Annotated in this window: 18 protein-coding genes; 14 read left to right on the top strand and 4 right to left on the bottom strand. The window is 64.5% G+C overall.

The annotated features are described in order from the left end of the window. Window positions 1-127: 127 nt before the first annotated feature. Window positions 128-994: a DUF308 domain-containing protein gene (locus IVB27_RS38290; protein ID WP_247447766.1), complete on the bottom strand. Its 867-nt coding sequence runs from the start codon at window positions 992-994 to the stop codon at window positions 128-130. 313 nt (window positions 995-1307) lie between these two features. On the opposite strand from IVB27_RS38290, the gene IVB27_RS38295 reads away from it, so the two are divergent. Together IVB27_RS38295 and IVB27_RS38300 are read left to right on the top strand one after the other, a co-directional pair. Beyond that, entirely contained in the window at window positions 1308-2957 is a 1650-nt protein-coding gene (locus IVB27_RS38295; protein ID WP_247447767.1) for an ArnT family glycosyltransferase, read from the top strand. A gap of 112 nt (window positions 2958-3069) precedes the next feature. Continuing rightward, on the top strand, window positions 3070-3849 hold the full coding sequence (locus tag IVB27_RS38300) for a class II aldolase/adducin family protein (RefSeq protein WP_247447768.1): 780 nt from the start codon (window positions 3070-3072) through the stop codon (window positions 3847-3849). Window positions 3850-4069: 220 nt separating this feature from the next. Here IVB27_RS38300 and IVB27_RS38305 read toward each other — a convergent pair whose 3' ends face one another. The 3 genes from IVB27_RS38305 to IVB27_RS38315 form a co-directional block, all read right to left on the bottom strand. Further along, window positions 4070-5464 carry a M20/M25/M40 family metallo-hydrolase gene (locus tag IVB27_RS38305; protein WP_247447769.1) on the bottom strand — a complete coding sequence of 465 codons (1395 nt, stop codon included), beginning with the start codon at window positions 5462-5464 and terminating at the stop codon, window positions 4070-4072. 17 nt (window positions 5465-5481) lie between these two features. Next, window positions 5482-6810 (bottom strand): glycosyltransferase family 87 protein, encoded by a 1329-nt coding sequence (locus IVB27_RS38310; protein ID WP_247447770.1) that lies wholly within the window; start codon window positions 6808-6810, stop codon window positions 5482-5484. 147 nt (window positions 6811-6957) lie between these two features. Next, complete coding sequence (locus IVB27_RS38315) at window positions 6958-8583, bottom strand: helicase HerA-like domain-containing protein (RefSeq protein ID WP_247447771.1); 1626 nt, start codon at window positions 8581-8583, stop codon at window positions 6958-6960. A gap of 348 nt (window positions 8584-8931) precedes the next feature. Between IVB27_RS38315 and IVB27_RS38320 the strand changes: the two genes are divergently transcribed. The 12 genes from IVB27_RS38320 (at window position 8932) to IVB27_RS38375 (ending at window position 20361) form a co-directional block, all read left to right on the top strand. Next, complete coding sequence (locus tag IVB27_RS38320) at window positions 8932-9297, top strand: DUF2267 domain-containing protein (protein ID WP_247447772.1); 366 nt, start codon at window positions 8932-8934, stop codon at window positions 9295-9297. Between the two features lie 26 nt (window positions 9298-9323). After that, window positions 9324-9731 carry a DUF4332 domain-containing protein gene (locus tag IVB27_RS38325; protein WP_247447773.1) on the top strand — a complete coding sequence of 136 codons (408 nt, stop codon included), beginning with the start codon at window positions 9324-9326 and terminating at the stop codon, window positions 9729-9731. Window positions 9732-9981: 250 nt separating this feature from the next. After that, window positions 9982-10842: a dihydropteroate synthase gene (folP, locus tag IVB27_RS38330; protein WP_247447774.1), complete on the top strand. Its 861-nt coding sequence runs from the start codon at window positions 9982-9984 to the stop codon at window positions 10840-10842. Further along, window positions 10839-11207 (top strand): dihydroneopterin aldolase, encoded by a 369-nt coding sequence (folB, locus tag IVB27_RS38335; protein ID WP_247349902.1) that lies wholly within the window; start codon window positions 10839-10841, stop codon window positions 11205-11207. Before folP ends, folB begins: the two co-directional genes overlap by 4 nt. A 1-nt stretch (window position 11208) precedes the next feature. Further along, window positions 11209-11700, top strand: a complete 492-nt coding sequence (gene folK / locus IVB27_RS38340) for a 2-amino-4-hydroxy-6-hydroxymethyldihydropteridine diphosphokinase (RefSeq protein WP_247447776.1) — start codon at window positions 11209-11211, stop codon at window positions 11698-11700. 81 nt (window positions 11701-11781) lie between these two features. Further along, window positions 11782-13653, top strand: a complete 1872-nt coding sequence (locus IVB27_RS38345) for a methylmalonyl-CoA mutase family protein (protein WP_247447777.1) — start codon at window positions 11782-11784, stop codon at window positions 13651-13653. After that, a complete protein-coding gene (locus IVB27_RS38350; RefSeq protein WP_247447778.1) occupies window positions 13650-14114 on the top strand; it encodes a GFA family protein in 465 nt (154 codons plus the stop codon). The genes IVB27_RS38345 and IVB27_RS38350 overlap by 4 nt, the downstream gene beginning before the upstream one ends. A gap of 23 nt (window positions 14115-14137) precedes the next feature. Further along, the gene (gene scpA / locus IVB27_RS38355; RefSeq protein WP_247447804.1) at window positions 14138-16294 is read left to right on the top strand and encodes a methylmalonyl-CoA mutase; all 2157 of its coding nucleotides are present in this window, start codon (window positions 14138-14140) and stop codon (window positions 16292-16294) included. Between the two features lie 34 nt (window positions 16295-16328). Continuing rightward, entirely contained in the window at window positions 16329-17123 is a 795-nt protein-coding gene (locus IVB27_RS38360; protein WP_247447779.1) for an RsiV family protein, read from the top strand. A gap of 133 nt (window positions 17124-17256) precedes the next feature. Next, on the top strand, window positions 17257-18249 hold the full coding sequence (locus IVB27_RS38365) for a tripartite tricarboxylate transporter substrate binding protein (RefSeq protein WP_247447780.1): 993 nt from the start codon (window positions 17257-17259) through the stop codon (window positions 18247-18249). 98 nt (window positions 18250-18347) lie between these two features. Then, window positions 18348-18842, top strand: coding sequence for a tripartite tricarboxylate transporter TctB family protein (locus IVB27_RS38370; protein WP_247349896.1), 495 nt, complete (start codon window positions 18348-18350; stop codon window positions 18840-18842). Between the two features lie 4 nt (window positions 18843-18846). Then, window positions 18847-20361 (top strand): tripartite tricarboxylate transporter permease, encoded by a 1515-nt coding sequence (locus tag IVB27_RS38375; RefSeq protein WP_247447781.1) that lies wholly within the window; start codon window positions 18847-18849, stop codon window positions 20359-20361. Window positions 20362-20363: the final 2 nt, after the last annotated feature.

Raw genomic sequence — 20363 nt, forward strand, 5'->3', positions numbered from 1 at the left:
GGATTGACGACGCGGAAGTATTCCGTGTCAACAATACGTTCGGCTGAAATGAGATGACTGACGAGGCTGGACTGATTTACTGGCGGTGCGACAAGAATAGCCACGCTTTACTTGCCTGCAGCAGATCTCAGAACCGCTGGTCGAGATGGGCGCGCAGCTCGTCGATCGAGGCAAAGCGCATCATGCCCTCGGGCATCTGCGCTTCGATCGAGCCGTCGGAATAGAGCGAATAGCCCATGCCATCGACGATGCCGGATTTGAGCACGGTCACGGGCGCCTGCTCGACCGCTGGAGCCGGCTCGGGTGCAGGTGGAGGAGCAGCCTCCGCGAAGGTCGAGGGCGAGCGCGGCGGCGGGCGCCGCGAGGCGGCCGGCGGCTCCTGAGGCCTCATACGGTCCGGCTTCGGCCAGGCGTCGTCAAAGCTCGCAGGCGGACCATCCGGTGCGTCAGGCGCCGCCGGCGGCTCCGCATGCGGCAGCGGCGGCACGCCCTCGCCGCCCTTCGCCTCCGCGCGCTCGCGCTCCTTGCGGGAGGTCGAGGCGAACATCAGGTTACGCCGGCGCGGCGGTTCCGCAGCCTCAGGCAGGACCGGAACTTCCGGTTCCGGCGACGGCTCGATGCGCGGACGCTCCCGCGCGGCCGCTTCGTTCTGCCACGGCGGCGGCCCTGAGGCAGGCAATGGCGGCGTCGGCTCGATCTTCGCTGCGCCCACCGGCTCGGGCGCGGGCGTTCCAGGCATCCCGGGGCCCGGCAGGACGGGGCTGACCCGAACATCGGACGGTGCGACTGATCCAGCCAGCCGGCGCGCGATGCCCTTCAGTTCCGCGATCACGACGTAGAGGCCGGCCAGTAACATCCCGGAGCAGACGCCGACCGTACCTGAGATTATGAGGGTGCTGCCGAGACTGAATTCCCTGACGGTAAAGCCAAACAAGATCGCAAGGAGGCCCGCCAGAACGGCGAAAATCCCCGCGATCAACAATACCAACGCCATCTAACTCACCCCCGGCCGCGCAGCCATACGCGACACCCGTCACGCCACGATACCGTCATACCGTGTTCCACGCCAACGTCGAATTGAAGCCTCTGTTCCTGAAGGGAAGGATATCAGGCACTTATTCACATTCCCTTCAGCTACGGATCGCTAGTTCTAAGTAGCTCTCAAGTTGGTCGGATTTGCTGCGTCGCATCAGGAATTTAGCCATAATGCCCAATTACTTGGTAATGGAACTGCGCTATAGGGATTCCGGGGAGCAGGCCCGCGCGCACCAGCAGGGCCAAGCGGGGATTCTGGGTCACCAATAGCCATGACATCCATCACGACTTCGGCGATCGACACGCCTCTGCGGCGCTCGATTGAACGGACTTGCGACGATCTCGCCATGCTGGTGCTGGCTGCGGTCGCCGTCATTGCAGGCTTGACCTTCCGCGACTACGGGCTCGGCTGGGACGACTACACCCACGCTGAATATGCCGACCTGTTGCTGCGCATGTTCGGTTCCGGCTTCAAGGACACCGCGGCACTCTCCTTCGCCAACCTCTATATGTATGGCGGCGGCTTCGACATGGTCGCGGCTCTCCTGCACAAGGTGATTCCGCTCGAGCTGTTCGAGACGCGGCGTCTGGTCGGCGCCGTCGTCGGCGTGATCGGGCTTGCGGTGACGTGGCGGCTCGGCCGCCGCATCGGCGGCCCCCTTGCGGGACTTGCCTCGCTCCTGCTGCTTGCACTCTGCCCGATCTTCTACGGCCACATGTTCATGAATCCGAAGGATGCGCCCTTCGCGGTGGCCATGATCATCCTGATGCTCGGTCTGGTCCGCCTGGCCGAAGAATATCCGCAGCCTTCGCCGCGCACGATCCTGATCGTCGGCCTTGGCGCCGGCCTCTCGCTCGGCACCCGCATCCTTGGCGGCCTTGCGCTGGTCTATGCCGTGATCGGCTTCATGCCGCTGTTCCTGGAGGAACTGCGTGGCGAGGGCCTGCGCGAATCGGTCCGCCGCTTCGCTCATGTCGTCTATTTGCTGCTGCCCGGCCTCGTGCTCGGCTACCTCGTGATGGGGCTGATCTGGCCGTGGTCGATCATGGAGCCCGGCAATCCCTTCGAGGCGCTGACCTACTTCTCGCACTTCTTCGAGAAGCCCTGGAAGGAGATGTTCGACGGCGCGATCGTGTCCGTGCCCGACATGCCCTGGTCCTATCTGCCGACGCTGTTCGCGCTTCAACTGCCCGAAGTGATGCTGGTGCTGATGTTCGGCGCCGTGATCGGCACGTTCGCGATGCTGCCGCGCCGCGAGATTCCCGCCCGCCGCAAGACCATCCTCTTGATGCTGACGCTCGCCGCGACCCTGCCGCTCGCGATCGCGATGGTGAAGCGGCCGGCGCTGTACAACGGCATCCGCCACTTCGTCTTCGTGATCCCGCCGATGGCGGTGCTCGGCGGCGTCGCCTTTGGCTGGGCCATGGAACGCCTGCGCGCCAATCACCGCACCTGGCAGCCGGTCGTGCTCGCCACCTTCTGCTTTGGCCTGGCGCTCTCGCTCGCCGAGATGATCCGGCTGCATCCGTATCAATACACCCACTTCAACCACATCGCCGGCACCGTGCGCGGCGCCGACGATCGCTTCATGCTGGATTATTGGGGCCTCGCGCTGAAGCAGGCCTCCGACGAATTGCGTGAGCAGCTCGTCGAACGCCAGGAAGTGCCGCCGCGCAACCGCAAATGGAAGGTCGCCGTGTGCGGTCCGCAGCGCCCCGCCCAGGTCGCGCTCGGCCCCGACTTCACCATCGGCTGGGATTCCCATGCCGCCGATTTCGCCATGACGCTCGGTGAGTTCTACTGCAAGGGCCTCACCGCGCCCGTTCTGGTCGAGATCAAACGCGACGACGTGGTGTTCGCCCGCGTCTACGACATCCGCGGCAGCAGCATTTCCAGCCTGCTCTCGATCCCGGCGCCGTAATAATTTTCTCCATGCGGGCCACGCCTAACTGCCGCGCTTTCAGCGCCTTGCCGCCGACCATCACCAAGACTACGCTCCCGCTCCGCAACAACGATGTTCGGAGAGATAGGCCATGTCGCCAGCGGAAGTGCGTCTGAAGGAAGTGCCCTCGAACATGACGGAGGCCGAGTGGCAGCAACGGGTCAATCTCGCCGCCTGCTATCGGCTTGTCTCGCTCTACGGCTGGGACGATCTGGTCGACACGCACATCTCCGCGCGCGTACCCGGCCCCGAGCATCATTTTCTCATCAATCCCTACGGGCTGATGTTCGACGAGATCACGGCGTCGAGCCTCGTCAAGGTCGATCTGCACGGCAGCCAGCTCTCCGAGAGCGAGTACAGCATCAACCCGGCCGGCTTCACCATCCATTCGGCCATCCACGAGGTGCGCGAGGACGCGATCTGCGTGCTGCATCTCCACACCCTCGACGGCACCGCGGTGTCGAGCAGCGCCGAAGGCCTGCTGCCGCTGAACCAGACCGCCCAGCTCGTCACCCACGACCTCGCCTATCACGACTATGAAGGCATCGCGCTCGACCATGACGAGCGGCCGCGGCTCCAGAAGGATCTCGGCGACCATAACCACATGCTGCTGCGCAACCACGGCACGATGACGGTCGGCCGCTCGGTCGCCTCGGCCTTCGAGCGCATGTATCACCTCGAGCGCGCCTGCTCGATTCAGGTGCGTACGCGCGCGCTGGGCACGCCGGTCTATCCGGTCGACGACATCGCGATCGACAAGAACACCGAGCTGCTCGCCAACCGCGACCGCGCCGAGCTGCGCGCCACCAACCTGGTGTGGCCGCCGCTGCTCCGCAAGCTCGACCGCGAGCTTCCGGGCTACCGGTCTTGAAATTTTCCGGGTTTGGTGTAAGGTAGCGGTCAACTAACCTCTACACCTTTTCGAATAAAACGCCGCCTAATTCCGGGCGGCGTTTTTATTTGGTGCGGCCTCCTCTGCTCGTCATTGCGAGGAGCTTTTGCGACGAACCGATCCAGAGTCGCCCGGCGGAGAGATTCTGGATTGCTTCGCTTCGCCGCTTCGCTCGCAATGACGAGATAGAGTTTTCGCCCTACTTCACTTCCGCGAGCGCGGCGAGGATGCGGGCCCAGGAGCGGATACCTTTCTGGAAGCTGCGCAGGTCGTACTTCTCGTTCGGCGAGTGGATATTGTCGTCGTCCAGACCGAAGCCGACGAGCAGCGAGTCGAGCCCCAGCGTGCGCTTGAAGTCGGCGACGATCGGGATCGAGGCGCCCGATCCCATCAGCACGGTCTCCTTGCCCCATTCCTCGGTCAGCGCGGTCTTGGCCGCGGCGAGCGGCTTCATGTTCCAGTCGAGCGCAATCGCAGGCCCGGCGGAATGGTCGCCGAATTCAACTCTGCAATCTCCCGGAATCCGCGCCGACACATACTCGCGGAAAGCCTTGCGGACCTTCGCGGGATCCTGGCCTTCGACCAATCGGAACGACACCTTTGCCGATGCGTGTGACGGAATCACCGTCTTGGAGCCCTCGCCGATATAGCCGCCCCAGATGCCGTTGACGTCGCAGGTCGGACGCGTGGAAGCCTGCTCGACCAGGAGCCGGCCCTTCTCGCCGGCCGGTATCGATAGCCCGACTGGCTTGAGGAACGTCTCCGGCGTGAAGTCGAGCTTCTTCCACTGCGCGAGAATGTCCGGCGGTGCATCCTTCACCCCGTCATAGAAGCCGGGGATGGTGATGCGGTTGTCGTCGTCGAACAGGCCGCCCAGAATTTTGGTCAGCACCCGGATCGGGTTCATCGCCGTACCGCCGAACACGCCTGAATGCAGGTCGCGATTGGCGGCGGTGATCTTCAGCTCTTCATAGAGCAGGCCGCGCAACGACGTCGTGATAGCCGGCGTGTCGCGATCCCACATGCCGGTGTCGCAGACCAGCACGTAGTCCGCCCCAAACTCGGCCTTGTTGGCTTCGATGAATGGCACGAAATTCTTCGAGCCGACCTCTTCCTCGCCTTCGATCAGGAAAGTGACGTCAATCGGCAGCGAGCCCGTCAGCTTCTTCCAGGCGCGGCAGGCCTCGACGAAGGTCATGACCTGGCCTTTGTCGTCTTCGGCGCCGCGCGCGACGATGATCTTGCGGCCGTCTGCATGGTCGGTGACAACAGGCTCGAATGGCGGACGGTGCCAGAGATCGAGCGGATCGACGGGCTGCACGTCGTAGTGACCGTAGAACAGCACATGCGGCCGGCCACCGGCGACACTCTTGCCGACGACCGCGGGATGGCCGGCGGTCGGCCTCACTTCAGTCGCAACGCCGAGGCTCGCGATGTCCTTGGCCAGATGTTCGGCCGCCGCCTTGCAATCCGCCGCGAAGGCGGGATCGGCGGAGATCGACTTGATCCGCAACAGCGAGAACAGACGCTCCAGGCTGTTGTCGAAATCCTTGTCGATGTGGTCGAGCACGGATTGAAGCTGTGCATTGGCCATGGTCGTGTTCCCTGCGTTCAAGATGTCTTGGCTTTTAGCGCTGCCGCGGCCTTGGGACCAGCCGCATCCGGCGGATGGCGGATGTGCCATGCGAGGCTACCTGCGAGGACCGCCGTGGCGACGAGGTTATTGCCCCAGGCTTGAAAGACATTGGGAAACCACGGCAGCGACAGCAGCATGAGCACGCCGGCGGCGCCTAGGGCGAGCCAGGTTCCCAGGCGTACGTTCGCCCGCTCGTCGAAGGCGGCGCGATGCATCAGCACCGTCATCGGGAAGAACAGCCACATGAAGTAGTATTGCCGCGCCAGGGGTGATGCCACCGTCATCAGGCAGAACAGGATGCCGAGCTCTTCGGCGTCCGACCGCGCCGTTCGCCGCCCCTGCCGTGGCATGACCGCGACGAAGGCGAGTCCGAGCAACGCCGACAGCACCAGCACGATCCAGTTCGCCGTCCTGTAATCGACGTCGATGACATTCATCGTGCGCGGCGGCTTGTTGGCATCTTCCTGATTGTAGTTGATCGGCCGGACCAGCCGGTGCGTGACAGCAATGAGGGACTGGTTCACCCACGACCAGTTCTGCTCGTCGCGCTGGCCAAATCCCTTTTCCGAGCTCGACCCGACCATGCCCTGATACCAGGTCTTGAGCTCGGCGGCGTTGCGCTCGAAGCCGCGAATGGGTGCCGGCACGACATAGAGAAGCATGCCGGTGAAGGCAATTGTTGCAACGGCGGCCCCCCACTTCCGTCGCCAGACCAGATAGGGCAGCACCGCAATGGGAAACACCTTGATGGCGGTGGCGAGCGCGAACATGAAGCCTGCAAGCCAGGAGCGCTGATGCTGCAAGCTCCAGAAGCCGTAGAGCATCATCGCCAGCAGGACGAGGTTCGGCTGGCCGAGATCGAACATGTCGAACACGAAAGTCACGGTGACGAAAGCGGGCAGCGCCTCCAGCCAGGGGCCGGGCCTGTGGCCCGAGCCGGTCATGGCGTTGGAAAACATTCCCGTGTACCACCACGCCACAATATTCAGGATCGACAGCACAGTGTAGAGCGCGACCTTGCCGAACCAGCTCGGGATCGCCAGCAGGATTGCCGGCAGCGGTGGGTAGATGAACTCGAAGTACTCATGGATGTCGTCGGGATAGAGCGGCCCGCCCTGCAAGACCTGCTGCCCGGCCCAGTACCACAGCCCGTAATCCTTGGTCTTGCCATGCCCGAAGATCTCTGGACCGAGGACGTCGGCGGCCAGGATGAAGCAGCAGAGCAGGAAGAGCAGGTCGAGCGGCGCACGCAGCGACAGGGTTCGGAGTGCGCCGGGTTCGGCGAAAGATTCAGGTGAGGTCACGGTGTGGTCCAGTCATGGGCCATAGCACCTAGCAGACCGATGGACGCTTGGAGAGTCCTGTTCACCCGAATTTGTTCCCGTCGCGCATCAGGCAACTTCCCGAAAACGGCCTGATACGGCGAACGGCCTAAAACGGCGACTGCATGCCTAGCGCCGCAGCAGGCCGCCGAGCGCGCCGCGGACCAGCGTGCGGCCGATCGAGCCACCAAGCTGGCCGGCGACCGATTTGCCGATATTGGCCGCCATCCCCCCGATCACCTGGTTGGTCACCGATCGGGTCATGTCGCGCGCGATGACCTGGCCCGTCGACAGGCGGCCGCGCTTGACGTTGGTGCCGAAGATGGTGCCGACGATCGAGCCGATCTGGCCGAGGATGCCGCCGCCTCCACCGCCCGCCGCGCCTGGATCGGCAGGCGCAGCCGTGCCGGCAATGCGCTTCTGGATCATCTCGTAGGCGGACTCATCATCAACGGCGGTGTCGTATTTGCCCTTCACCGGGCTTGCATCCATGATCGCCTTCCGCTCTGCCGGCGTAATCGGTCCGATCCGGGCCGAGGGCGGCCGGATCATCACCCGCTCGACCATCGCGGGCGTGCCGTTGCCTTCGAGAAAGGACACCAGCGCCTCACCCTTGCCGAGCTCCATGATCACCTTGGCGGTGTCGAGCTTCGGGTTGGGCCGAAAAGTCTGGGCCGCGGCGGCGACCGCCTTCTGGTCGCGCGGCGTGAAGGCGCGCAGCGCGTGCTGCACCCGGTTGCCCAATTGCCCGAGCACGCGGTCGGGCACGTCGACCGGGTTTTGCGTCACGAAATAAACGCCGACGCCTTTGGAGCGGATCAGACGCACCACCTGCTCGATCTTGTCCATCAGCGCCTTGGGCGCGTCGTTGAAAAGCAGATGCGCCTCGTCGAAGAAGAATACCAGCTTCGGCTTTGGCAAATCGCCGGCCTCCGGCAGCTCCTCGAACAGTTCTGACAACATCCACAGCAGGAATGTCGCGTAAAGCCGTGGGCTCTGGAGCAGCTTGTCGGCGACGAGAATGTTGACCATGCCGCGGCCGTCGCGGTCGGTCTTCATGAAGTCTTTCAGCGTCAGCGCCGGCTCGCCAAAGAATTTGGTGCCGCCCTGGTTCTCCAGCACCAGAAGCTGGCGCTGGATGGTGCCGACGGTGGCCTTGGTGACGTTGCCAAAACCCTGCGCGGCTTTGCGAATCTCGGCGAGCGGATCCGCCGCGGCGTCCGGCCCCTTCTTGCTGCTGTCGGGCACGATGGCATCGAGTAGCGCCCGCAAATCTTTCATGTCGATCAGGACAAGCCCGTTGTCGTCGGCGACGCGGAAGGCGACGTTGAGCACGCCTTCCTGCACGTCGTTCAGGTCGAGCATGCGTGCAAGCAGCAGCGGGCCCATTTCCGTGACGGTCGCCCGCACCGGGTGTCCCTGCTCGCCGAATACGTCCCAGAACACCGTCGAGAACTGGTCCGGCTGGAATGTCAGCCCCATCTCGGTGGCGCGCTTGAGGATGAAGTCTTTGGCTTCGCCAACCTCGGAGATGCCGGAGAGGTCACCCTTGATGTCGGAGGCGAAGACCGGAACGCCGGCGCGCGCAAATCCTTCCGCCATGACTTGCAGCGTCACCGTCTTGCCGGTTCCCGTTGCACCCGTGACGAGGCCGTGGCGATTGGCGAGCGCCAGTGTCAGCCACGCCTGCTCGTCTCCCTTGCCGACGAAGATCTTGTCGTCGGTGTCGCCGAGCTTACTGTCCTGTGCGGTCATTATTCTCTCTGATCTCTCTGCCGTGTTTCGCGTATCGAAACTCGAATGCACCAGTTCCGTACTTTAACGCATGTTGCGCGCCGATTAAAACCATTCCACGCGCTCCAAGCATGCGACATTATCGGAAACATGCGAGCGGCATCCGTCGAAAGTAGGAACGACGCATTCGCACCGCGGCATTTTTTCGCCGATTCCATCTCCGCTCTTGCATCGCTGCAACACTTGCCGCGCGTTCGAGAATGAATCGGAACGTTGGTGGCGTTCATCGCTTGTATTTCACATCACACCGGCTCAAGATCATTCTGGAAAACAATACCCGGCATGTGAACCGGCTGAGGGGCAGGCCATATGGACGAGCTGATCGGACGGCTGGCGACAATCGCCAGCATAGATAGTGCTGACGCTGAAAAGACGGTCGGCATTATCCTGGGCTTCCTCCGCAACGAGGGGCCTTCCGACAGTGTCCAGACCCTGATTGATCATATCCCCGGTGCGGAGGCCGCAATCGAGGCGTCCAGGAGCGGCGGCGGACTGTCGCGGCTGATGGGCGGCGGCCTGATGGCCGTCGGCACGCGCCTGATGGGCCTGGGACTTGGCATGTCCGAGATTCAGAACGTCGCCCGTGAACTTTTTCGCTTCGGCCGAGACAAAATCGGAGCGGATCAGATGGGCAAGATCATCGCGGGGACACCGGGCCTCAGCCAGTTCGCCTGAAGCTTGCGCATTTCATATCGAGTATCATGACATATCCGATCTCCGAGATTGAGGGCCTGTCGATCTTTGCCGCCAACAAGTTGAAGGCGCAAGGTATCCGCACAACCGATGCGCTGCTCGAAGCGGCCTCAACCGTGAAGGGCCGCAAGGCGCTCTCCGCCAAGACCGGCATCAGCGAGCAGCTGCTGTTGGAATGGGCCAACGTCTCCGACTACATGCGTATCCCCGGCATGGGCAGGGCCAAGGTCGGACTGGTCCGCGCTGCCGGCGTCACCACCGTGCGCGAGCTCTCTTATCGGAATCCGGCAAGGCTCGCACAGAGCATGCGCGATGCCAACGAAAAGAAAAAGCTCCTCCGCATCCTTCCTTCCGAGAAGTCGGTCGGCGACATCATCGCCAAGGCGAAGAAGCTGCCGCCGAAGATTTCGTATTGATGGTAGCTCCGTCATCCCCGCGCAACCGCGAAGCGGTTGTCGGTTGAGGTGCGAGGCACGGGACGCGACGCGTCCCGTGGAGAGCCTCGAAGGATGAACGGCCACCGCTGCCACCACTCGGAGAGCGCCGGGCCGTCGCCCTTCGAGGGCCGCTGAAGAAGCGGCCACCTCAGGATGGTGATAGAGTGGCACGTATTTGCGCCCCCCTCCCTTCTTGACTCCCCCTTCCCGACCGCGCAAAGCGACGCGCATGAATGCCTCGCTTTCCCCATCCGTCCCGGCGGCCGGTTCAGTCGGGCCTGACGTGCTGCGGACGCTTCTCGAGCGGCCGATCCCGGCGGTGATGGGCGTGCTCAACATCACCCCGGATTCCTTCTCCGACGGCGGCGAATTCATCGCGCCCGAGCAGGCAATCGCGCGGGCGCGGGCGATGATCGAGGCCGGCGTCGACATCATCGATATCGGTGCCGAGTCCACCCGGCCCTACAAGGGTGCCCGGCCGGTCACGGCGGAAGACGAACTGGTACGGCTCAACCCGGTGCTGGCAGGCGTCGTGTCGCTCGGCGTGCCGGTCTCGATCGACAGCATGAAGGCGGAGGTGGTGGCGTTCGCGCTCGCCCAGGGCGCTGCGATCGCCAACGACGTCTGGGGCCTGCAACGCGACGCCGGCATGGCGCCGCTGGTGGCCGCCAAGGGCGTCCCCGTCATCGTCATGCACAACCGCGACAGCGTCGATCCCGCTATCGACATCATCGCGGACATGACCGCGTTCTTTCAGCGCTCGCTCGACATCGCCGCACAAGCCGGCATCGCCCGCGACAAGATCGTGCTCGATCCCGGCATCGGCTTCGGCAAGACGGCCGAGCAGAGCATGACCGCGCTGGCGCGGTTGCGTGAATTCGACATGTTCGGCCTGCCGGTCCTTGTCGGCGCGTCGCGCAAGCGCTTCATCGCTTCGGTGTCGCCGTCGGAGCCGAAAGAGCGGCTCGCCGGCTCGATCGCCGCGCATCTGATCGCCGCGCAGCGCGGCGCAAAAATCATCCGGACCCATGACGTCGCCGAGACCTTGCAGGCCCTGCGAGTGGCGCACGCAATCGAGAGCAAGCCATGACCGATACGATCTTCGTAACCGGCCTGTCGATCCATGCCCGTCACGGCGTGATGGAGCACGAGACCGAGGTCGGCCAGCGTTTTGTCATCGACCTCGAGCTTTATACGGACCTGTCGGAGCCTTCGCGCAGCGACCGGCTAGCCGACACCGTGTCCTACGCCGACGTCGTGGCGACCACGACGGCCGCGTTCAAGAACACCAATTACAAGCTGCTGGAGCGCGCGGCCGGCGCGGTGGCCGACGCCATCCTGTCGCATTTTCCGCGCATCCGTGCGGTCAAGATTACCGTGCACAAGCCGCATGCGCCAATCGCCGCGATCTTCGACGACGTCGGCATCATGCTGACGCGCTCGCGGCAGCCCTGACATGGCAAGCGTGCTGATCGCACTCGGCGGCAATGTCGGCAATGTCCGCGCGACGTTCCAAAAGGCGATCGCCCATATCTGCGGCATGGCGCAAGCTGCGATGATCGCGCGCTCGTCGGACTATTCGACGCCGCCTTGGGGCGACGAAGACCAGGATCCCTTCATCAACGCCTGCGTCGAGATCGAGACCGATCTCGATCCGCACGCGCTGCTGTTCGTAATGCAGAAGGTCGAGCAAAAATTCGGCCGCACGCGCGACAAAGAGCGGCGCTGGGGCCCGCGCACGCTTGATCTCGACATGATCGCCTATGACGATGTGTCGTTTCAGAAGCCCGATTTGACGTTGCCGCATCCGCGCCTGTTCGAGCGCGCCTTCGTGCTGGTGCCGCTGGCCGAGATTGCGCCCGACCGCGTGATCGCCGGCATTCGTGTGCGCGACGGGCTAGCCAGCGTCTCGACGCAAGGCATTGAGCGGCTTCCGGATACCGGTTAACCAAAAACAACCGTTTGCAGGGACGGCCGGCCGTGGCAATTTCGCCCGCGCACAACAAGATTTCCGGGAGCCCTTGGCCGTATGACCTCCGTGACTGACGACCTGCCGCTGGCGGCGGATTTTCCCAAGGCGACCGTCGAAGACTGGCGCAAGCTGGTCGATGGCGTGCTGAAGGGCGCGCCGTTCGAAAAGCTGGTCGGCAAGACCTATGACGGTGTCAGGATCGAACCGCTCTATCCGCGCGCCAAAGGCGTTGCGCCCGTGGTGGGGCGGCTGGCGGCGGCGCCCTGGCAGATCATGCAGCGGATCGACCATCCCGATGCAAGTGCGGCGAATGCGCAAGCTCTGACCGATCTCGAAAATGGCGCGACGGGGCTTGCGCTGGTGTTCGCCGGCGGCAATGGCGCCCACGGGTTCGGGCTGGAACCGACCGCAGACGCAGTCGCAAAGATCTTGAAGGACGTCCATCTCGATGCCGGCATCGGCCTCGAGCTTGAGATCGGTCCGCAATCGCGGATGGCGGCGATCCATCTCGCGGAATATGTGAAGGGCAACGGCATCGATCCCGGTGCCTGCGACATCCGCTTCGGGCTCGACCCGCTCGCGGCCGGCGCGGTGTGGGGCCACAGCCCTTATAGCTGGGAGGAGATCGTTCCTGCCGTGACCGGCGGCATCAAGGGCCTCGTCGCGCTCGGCTTCAAGGGGCCGTTTGCTTCGGCCGACGGACGCGTGATCCACGATGCCGGCGGCTCCGAGGCGCAGGAGCTCGCCTTTGTGCTCGCCTGCGGTGTCGCCTATTTGCGCGCGATTGAAGGCGCCGGCGTTCCGCTGGAGCAGGCGCAGGGCATGGTCTATGCGCGGCTTGCGGCGGATGCAGACCAGTTCCTCACCATGGCAAAATTCCGCGCGCTGCGGCTGCTCTGGGCGCGCATTGAGACGGCGTGCGGGCTCACGCCAAGGCCATTGTTCGTCGCCGCCGATACCGCCTGGCGCATGCTGACGCAGCGCGATCCCGATGTGAACATACTGCGCGCGACCATGGCGACGTTTGCGGCGGGACTCGCCGGCGCCAACGCGATCACCGTGCTGCCGCACACGCTGGCGCTGGGTCTGCCCGATCCCTTCGCGCGGCGCGTGGCCCGCAACACGCAAGCCGTGCTGCTGGAAGAGAGCAACCTCGCCAAGGTCAGCGATCCCGCGGCGGGCGCAGGCGGCATCGAGACGCTGACGGCGCAGCTCTGCGACGCGGCCTGGGCACTGTTCCAGGAGAGCGAGAAAGCCGGCGGCGCTTTTGCCGCGCTTCAGCAAGGCGTGTTCCAGAGCAAGGTCGCGGCCGCGCGAAAAGCGCGTGAGGCCAGCATCGCAAAGCGCCGCGACGTGTTGACCGGCGCCAGCGAGTTCCCGAACCTGCATGAGCGCGAGACGGCGGTGCTGAACGCGACGCCGGTCGCGCTCGCGCCCTACGGCGAGCAAAAATACAAGTTCGACGCGCTGTCGCCGATCCGGCTGGCGGAACCGTTCGAGGCGCTGCGCGACAAATCGGACGCGGCGTTGAAGGCGCGCGGCGCGCGGCCAAAAGTGTTTTTGGCCAATCTCGGCACGCCCGCCGATTTCACGGCGCGGGCGACCTTTGCCAAAAGCTTGTTCGAGACCGGCGGCATTCAGGCCGTCGACAGCGAGGGCTTTGCCGATCCATCCCAGTTAGCTGCCGCGTTCAAGGCCTCCGGCGCCGAGTTCGCCTGCCTTTGTTCCAGTGACAAGGTTTATGCGGAACATGCCGAGGCAACGGCGAAGGCCCTGCAAACCGCAGGTAGCAGACTTATCTATCTGGCAGGCCGCCCGACGGATACCGAGGCGGCGCTGCGTGCCGCCGGCGTCACGGGCTTCGTCTTCGCCGGTGGCGATGCGCTTGCGACATTGCAGGACGCCTATCGACGGATGGAGCAGCCATGACGGAAGCAGGCAAACCCGTTCTCACCGGCGGCTGCCAATGCGGCGCGGTCCGCTTTGCGTTGACGGAAGCACCCAACAAGGTTTCGATCTGCCACTGCCGGATGTGCCAGAAGGCCAGCGGCGCGCCGTTCGCCTCCTTTGCCGACATCAACAAGACGGACTTTGCTTGGACCAAGGGGAAGCCGTCGTTCTTCCGCTCCTCATCCATCGCCGAACGTGGCTATTGCGCCGCCTGCGGCACGCCGCTGAGTTTTGGCCGCATCGACGGCGACCGGATCGAGATCATGACCGGCGCCTTCGACCGCCCCGACCAGATCGTGCCGACGCGGCAGTTCGGCACCGAATCCCGCCTGGGCTGGGTGGTCGGCATCTCCAATTTGCCGAGCCAGACCACGCAGCAGAATTACGGACCGGAGAAGATGGCGACCATCGTCAGCCATCAGCATCCGGACCATGATTGAGCGCCTATGATATGGTTGAAACCATGAGCCGCATTCCGAACTTCGCAGACATCGCCTTCGAGCGGACCACATGCGCCGCGCCATCAGGCAGCGCCGAGCCCTGGCTGACGCCCGAGGGCATTCTGGTGAAACCCGCCTATGGCGAGGCCGATCTCGCCGGGCTTGATTTCCTCGATACCTATCCGGGCATCGCGCCCTATCTGCGCGGCCCTTACCCGACCATGTATGTCAACCAGCCCTGGACCGTCAGGCAATATGCCGGCTTCTCCACGGCGGAGGATTCCAACGCATTCTACCGCCGCAACCTCGCAGCCGGACAGAAGGGGCTCTCGGTCGCCTTCGACCTCGCCACCCATCGCGGCTATGACAGCGACCATCCGCGCGTCGGCGGCGACGTCGGCATGGCCGGCGTTGCGATCGATTCCATTTACGACGTGCGCACGCTGTTTGCGGGAATTCCGCTCGACCAGATGAGCGTGTCCATGACCATGAACGGCGCGGTGCTGCCGATCCTCGCGCTCTATGTCGCCGCCGCGGGCGAACAGGGCGTGGCGCCGGAAAAGCTCTCAGGGACAATTCAGAACGACATTCTGAAAGAGTTCATGGTGCGCAACACCTATATCTATCCGCCCGCGCCTTCGATGCGGATCATCTCGGACATTTTTGCATACACCTCGCAGAAAATGCCGAAATACAATTCGATCTCGATCTCCGGTTATCACATGCAGGAGGCCGGCGCGACGCAGGACCTCGAGCTCGCCTATACGCTGGCCGACGGCGTCGAATATCTTCGCGCCGGCCTGGCGGCGGGCCTCGACGTCGACCGCTTCGCGCCGCGGCTGTCGTTCTTCTGGGCGACCGGCATGAACTTCTTCATGGAAGTCGCCAAGATGCGCGCCGCGCGGCTGCTCTGGGCGAAGCTGCTCAAGCCGTTCAATCCGAAAGACCCGCGTTCGCTCTCGCTGCGCACGCATTGCCAGACATCGGGCTGGTCCCTGACCGCGCAGGATGTCTTCAACAACGTGATGCGCACCACCGTGGAGGCGATGGCGGCGACGCAGGGCCATACCCAGTCGCTGCACACCAACGCACTCGACGAGGCGCTGGCGCTGCCGACCGATTTCTCCGCGCGCATTGCCCGCAACACCCAGCTCTTCCTCCAGCAGGAGAGCGGCACCACTCGCATCATCGACCCCTGGGGCGGCTCGTATTACGTCGAGCGCCTCACGCGCGACCTCGCTGCCAAGGCGTGGAGCCACATCCAGGAGGTCGAGGAGCTCGGCGGCATGGCGAAGGCGATCGAGGCCGGCGTGCCGAAACTACGCATCGAGGAAGCTTCGGCCAAGACCCAGGCCCGGATCGATGCCGGCAAGCAGGCCGTGATCGGCGTCAACAAGTACAAGCCGACGGACGAAGCCCCGATCGACATTCTCAAGGTCGACAACACCAATGTCCGCCGGCTCCAGATCGACAAGCTGACGCGGCTGAAATCCGAACGCGACCAGAAGGACGTCGACGCCGCCCTCGCAGCACTCACGCGCTCGGCCGGCGAAGGCAACGGCAATCTGCTCGCGCTCGCCATCGACGCCGCGCGCGCGAAGGCGACCGTCGGCGAGATTTCGGACGCGATGGAAAAGGTGTTCGGCCGGCACCGCGCCGAGATCAAGTCGATCACCGGCGTCTACAAGCGGGAGGCGTCCAGCATGGGTAACCGGGTCGAGAAGGTTCAGGCGCTGATCGACGCCTTCGAGGAAGCCGAAGGCCGCCGCCCACGCATCCTGGTCGCAAAAATCGGCCAGGACGGTCACGACCGCGGCCAGAAGGTGATCGCGTCAGCCTTCGCCGACATCGGCTTCGACGTCGACATCGGGCCGCTGTTTGCGACCGCCGACGAAGCCGCGCGGCAGGCAGTCGAGAACGACGTGCACATCCTCGGCGTCTCCTCCCTCGCCGCCGCCCACCTCACGGCGGTACCGGAATTGAAGGCCGCGCTGAAGAAGCAGGGCCGCGACGACATCATGATCATCGTCGGCGGCGTGGTGCCGCCACAGGATTACGACGCGCTCTATGCGGCCGGCGCCGAAGCGATCTTCCCGCCGGGCACGGTGATCGCGGACGCGGCCGAGGAGCTGATCCGCAAGCTGAACGCCCGGCTCGGACATAGCGAGGCGGCGGAGTAGTGTCGCCGTCGATCTCAGGCAAGAAGGGCATTGCGTGATATTTTCCGCGCCAACGTTCACGCACACACTGGCTGTGATCGCAGCTTGCGGCGCGTTGTTGGGTCCCTCTCTCGCCGCCGACCCCAAACCCGACGCCGTCATCAAAAACAAGAGCATCGAGGCGCGCGTCTTCCTCGACGACAAGATCAAGGCTGCCCCGACGCTGGCGGCGGATTGTCTCGCTGAGGGCAAAAAGTGGCTCGACAAGAACGCGGCTGAAGCTGCCGCCTCGCGCAAAGAGGATCCGCAGTTCTTCAGGGACGGCGGCTGGGACTTTGATCGCAAATATGCGATCCGCTCCGTCGTCGCGGAGCGCTATGTCAGCATTCTCCGCAACGACTACATGGATACCCACGGCGCCCATCCCAATTCGGACGTGAACACGATCCTGTGGGACAAGGCAGAGAACAAGCGCATCTCGATCCGCCCGTTCTTCACCGAGACCGCCGACAACGGCCCAACCATGAAGGCGATGGTAAAGGCCGTGATCGCCTCGCTGAAGTTCGAGAAGAAGAAGCGCGATACCAGCGAGACCGCGACCGATGAATGGTTCAAAAGCGTGGAGCCGAGCCTGCTCAAGATCGGCGCTGTGACGCTCGCGCCTTCGACCGATGCGGGCAAGAGTTCCGGGCTCACTTTCCACTACCCGCCCTATGCAGTCGGACCCTACGCCGAGGGCGAATATGTCGCATTCGCGCCGTGGGAAACGCTGAAGCCTTATCTCAGCGCGGAAGGCACCCGCATGTTCGGCGGCGCGCGCCCGAAGGCCGACGCCGAAGAGCCGCAGTGACCATCGTTTGAGCAGCGCCGCATTGCTCACAAAATGCGCTGGTAGCGCTACCTTGCAGCGGCGCTGCAAAGCCGACTAGAATGCCGCCATTGACAAGAGCGCCCGGTATCACGGGCGCCGCTGGGAGGCATTCATGTCCAAGATTACGCGCCGCACCTTTGCGGCCTCAACTGCCGCGGTCGCGGCATCCGCCGCTTTCGGCCTCACTCCCGCATTTGCGCAAGCCTACCCGGCGCGGCCCGTCACCGTGATCGTGCCCTGGGGCGCGGGCGGCGGCACCGACGCGACTGCGCGGATTGTCGCAGCCCTTCTGGAAAAGGATCTCGGCCAACCCTTCAACGTGGTCAATCGCACCGGCGGGTCCGGTGTCGTCGGCCATACCGCGATCGCGACCGCGCAGCCCGATGGCTACACCATCGGCATGCTCACGGTCGAAATCTCGATGATGCACTGGCAGGGGCTGACCGAGCTGGCGCCGAAGAGCTACACCCCGCTGGCGCTGATGAACGAGGACCCGCCGGGTATCCAGGTCTCCTCCTCCTCGCCCTACAAGACGGTGAAGGAGCTCGCCGAGGCGATCAAGGCGGCCCCTCCCGGCAAGTTCAAGGCCTCGGGCACCGGCCAGGGCGGCATCTGGCATCTCGCGCTGGTCGGCTGGATGCAAGCGATGGGCCTGCCCGCCAACCAGGTCGCCTGGGTGCCGTCGAACGGTGCCGCGCCCGCAATGCAGGATCTCGCCGCCGGCGGCCTCGACCTCACCACCTGCTCGGTGCCGGAAGCCCGCGCCATCATCGAGGCCGGCAAGGCCAGGAGCCTTGCCATCATGGCGCCAGCGCGCAATCCGATCTTCAAGGACGTGCCGACGCTGAAGGAGGCGATGGGCATCGACTACGCGACCGGCGCCTGGCGCGGGATCGGCGCGCCAAAGAACCTGCCGCCGGAGATTGCGACGAAGCTCACCGCGGCGCTGAAGAAGGTTTATGACTCCGCCGAGTTCAAGGACTTCATGAGCAATCGCGGCTTCGGCACGGTGTGGGGCGATGCCGGCCAGTTCGGCAGCTTCATGGACAAGGGCGACGCCCAGATGGGCGAGGCGATGAAGGCGGCGGGTCTGAGCAAGGCGTGATCCGGCATCCGGCACCGGGATGATGCCGGGATTGTACGCGCTGATCGCCTCTCCCCGCGCGCGGGAAGAGGGAGAACCTCTTTCATAGGACTCCTCCCATGCGTCTTCCCGACTCGGTCACGGGATCGTTTCTCGTCGTGCTCGGCGCAGCTTCTGCCTATGGCGGCTGGCTGCTGCCGCCGGTGCCGGGGCAGCCGGTCGGCCCCAACGTGTTTCCGCTCGTGATCGGCATCGGCCTTGCGCTGTGCGGGCTCGCGATCGTGTTCGGCATCGGTCACACCTTCGAGGAGGAGGAAGAGCTGATCCCGCTCGAGGACGGCCAAGCCGCCGCCGCAGCGCCGCCGCAGGGCAAGTTCTACAGCCTGCGCGCGCTGCTGCCGCCGGCGCTGCTGCTGTTCTACGTGGTCGCGGCCGACCGGCTCGGCTTCATCATCACCGCGGCGATCATGGTCTATGTCACCTCGACCGCGTTAGGGGCGAAGTGGAAGCTGGCGCTGCCGCTCGCCGCGCTGTCGCCCTTCGCCATCCATCTCATCTTCGGCAAGCTGCTGCGCGTGCCGCTTCCCGCCGGCCTGCTGCCGACGCCCTGGTGATCCCATGCTGAAAACCCTGATTGAAGCGTTCGCACTGATCTCCACCTGGGAGGTCATCATCGCGATGTTCGCAGCCTCCGTGTACGGGCTCGTGATCGGCTCGCTGCCGGGCCTGTCGGCGACGATGGCAACCGCCCTGCTCGTCCCCGTCACCTTCTATCTCTCGCCGATCGCGGCGATCGCGACCATCGTCGCAGCGTCCTCGATGGCGATCTTCTCCGGCGATATCCCGGGTGCGCTGCTGCGCATCCCCGGCACGCCAGCCTCCGCCGCCTATGCGGACGAGGCTTACGCTATGACCCGCAAGGGGCAGGCCGAGCTGGCGCTCGGGGCCGGCGTCTGGTTCTCGGCCGTCGGCGGCATCGCCGGCGTGCTGTCGCTGATGATCCTGGCGCCGCCACTGGCCGAGATCGCGCTGTCGTTCTCGACCTTCGAATATTTCTGGCTGGCGTTGCTCGGCCTGATGTGCGCGACGCTGGTGGCGCGCTCCTCGCCGGTCAAGGCGATCGCGGGCATGTTCCTCGGCCTGCTGGTTTCCTGCATCGGCATCGAAAATCCCGGCGGCGTGCCGCGCTTCACTTTCGGCCTCACGGACCTGTTCGGCGGCATCGAGCCGATCCCGGCACTGGTCGGCGTGTTCGCGGTGGCGCAGGTGATGCGCGCGATGCTGACGCCGGAGCCGCCGCCGCTGCCGCGGCGCAAATTCGGAAGCATCATGGCCGGCCAGTGGATGCTGACGAAGAAATACCATTGGCAGATGACGCGCGGAAACATCGTCGGCATCATCATCGGCGTGCTGCCCGGCGCCGGCGCCGACATGGCCGCCTGGGTCTCCTATGCGATGTCAAAGCGCTTCTCCAAGGAGCCGGAAAAATTCGGCACCGGCCATGTCGAAGGCTTGGTCGAGGCCGGCGCCAGCAACAATGCCAGCATCGCCTCGGGCTGGGTGCCGTCGCTGCTGTTCGGCATCCCCGGTGACACCATCGCCGCGATCGCGATCGGCGTGCTCTATATGAAGGGGCTCAACCCCGGGCCGACGCTTTTCACGGAGAAAGCGTCGAGCATGTACGCGATCTACCTGATGTTCATCATCGCGAACATTTTGATGATCCCGCTGGGCATCGCCATGATCCGGATCGCCGCCTACATCCTGCTGGCACCGCGCTCCGCAATCATGCCGATCATCATGCTGTGCTGCGCTGTCGGCTCGTTCGCGATCGGCAACAACATGTTCGGCGTCGTCACCGTCGCCGCCTTCGGCATCATCGGTTATGTGATGGAGGCCAACGGCTATCCCGTCGCCGCGATGGTGCTCGGCATCGTCATGGGCACCATGGTCGAGCAGGCTTTCGTGACCTCGCTGATCAAGTCCGACGGCAGCATCCTGCCGTTCTTCGAGCGCCCCGTCGCCGCCATCCTCGCCGCCATGGCGATCGGGGCGCTGCTGTGGCCGGTGATGGTCTGGGCGTGGCGGAAGCTGAAACCAGTACGGACGGGAGTGGCGGCGACATCCCGGTGATA

Origin of the sequence: Bradyrhizobium sp. 197 (genome assembly GCF_023073375.1) — a bacterium.
Classification (GTDB): domain Bacteria; phylum Pseudomonadota; class Alphaproteobacteria; order Rhizobiales; family Xanthobacteraceae; genus Bradyrhizobium.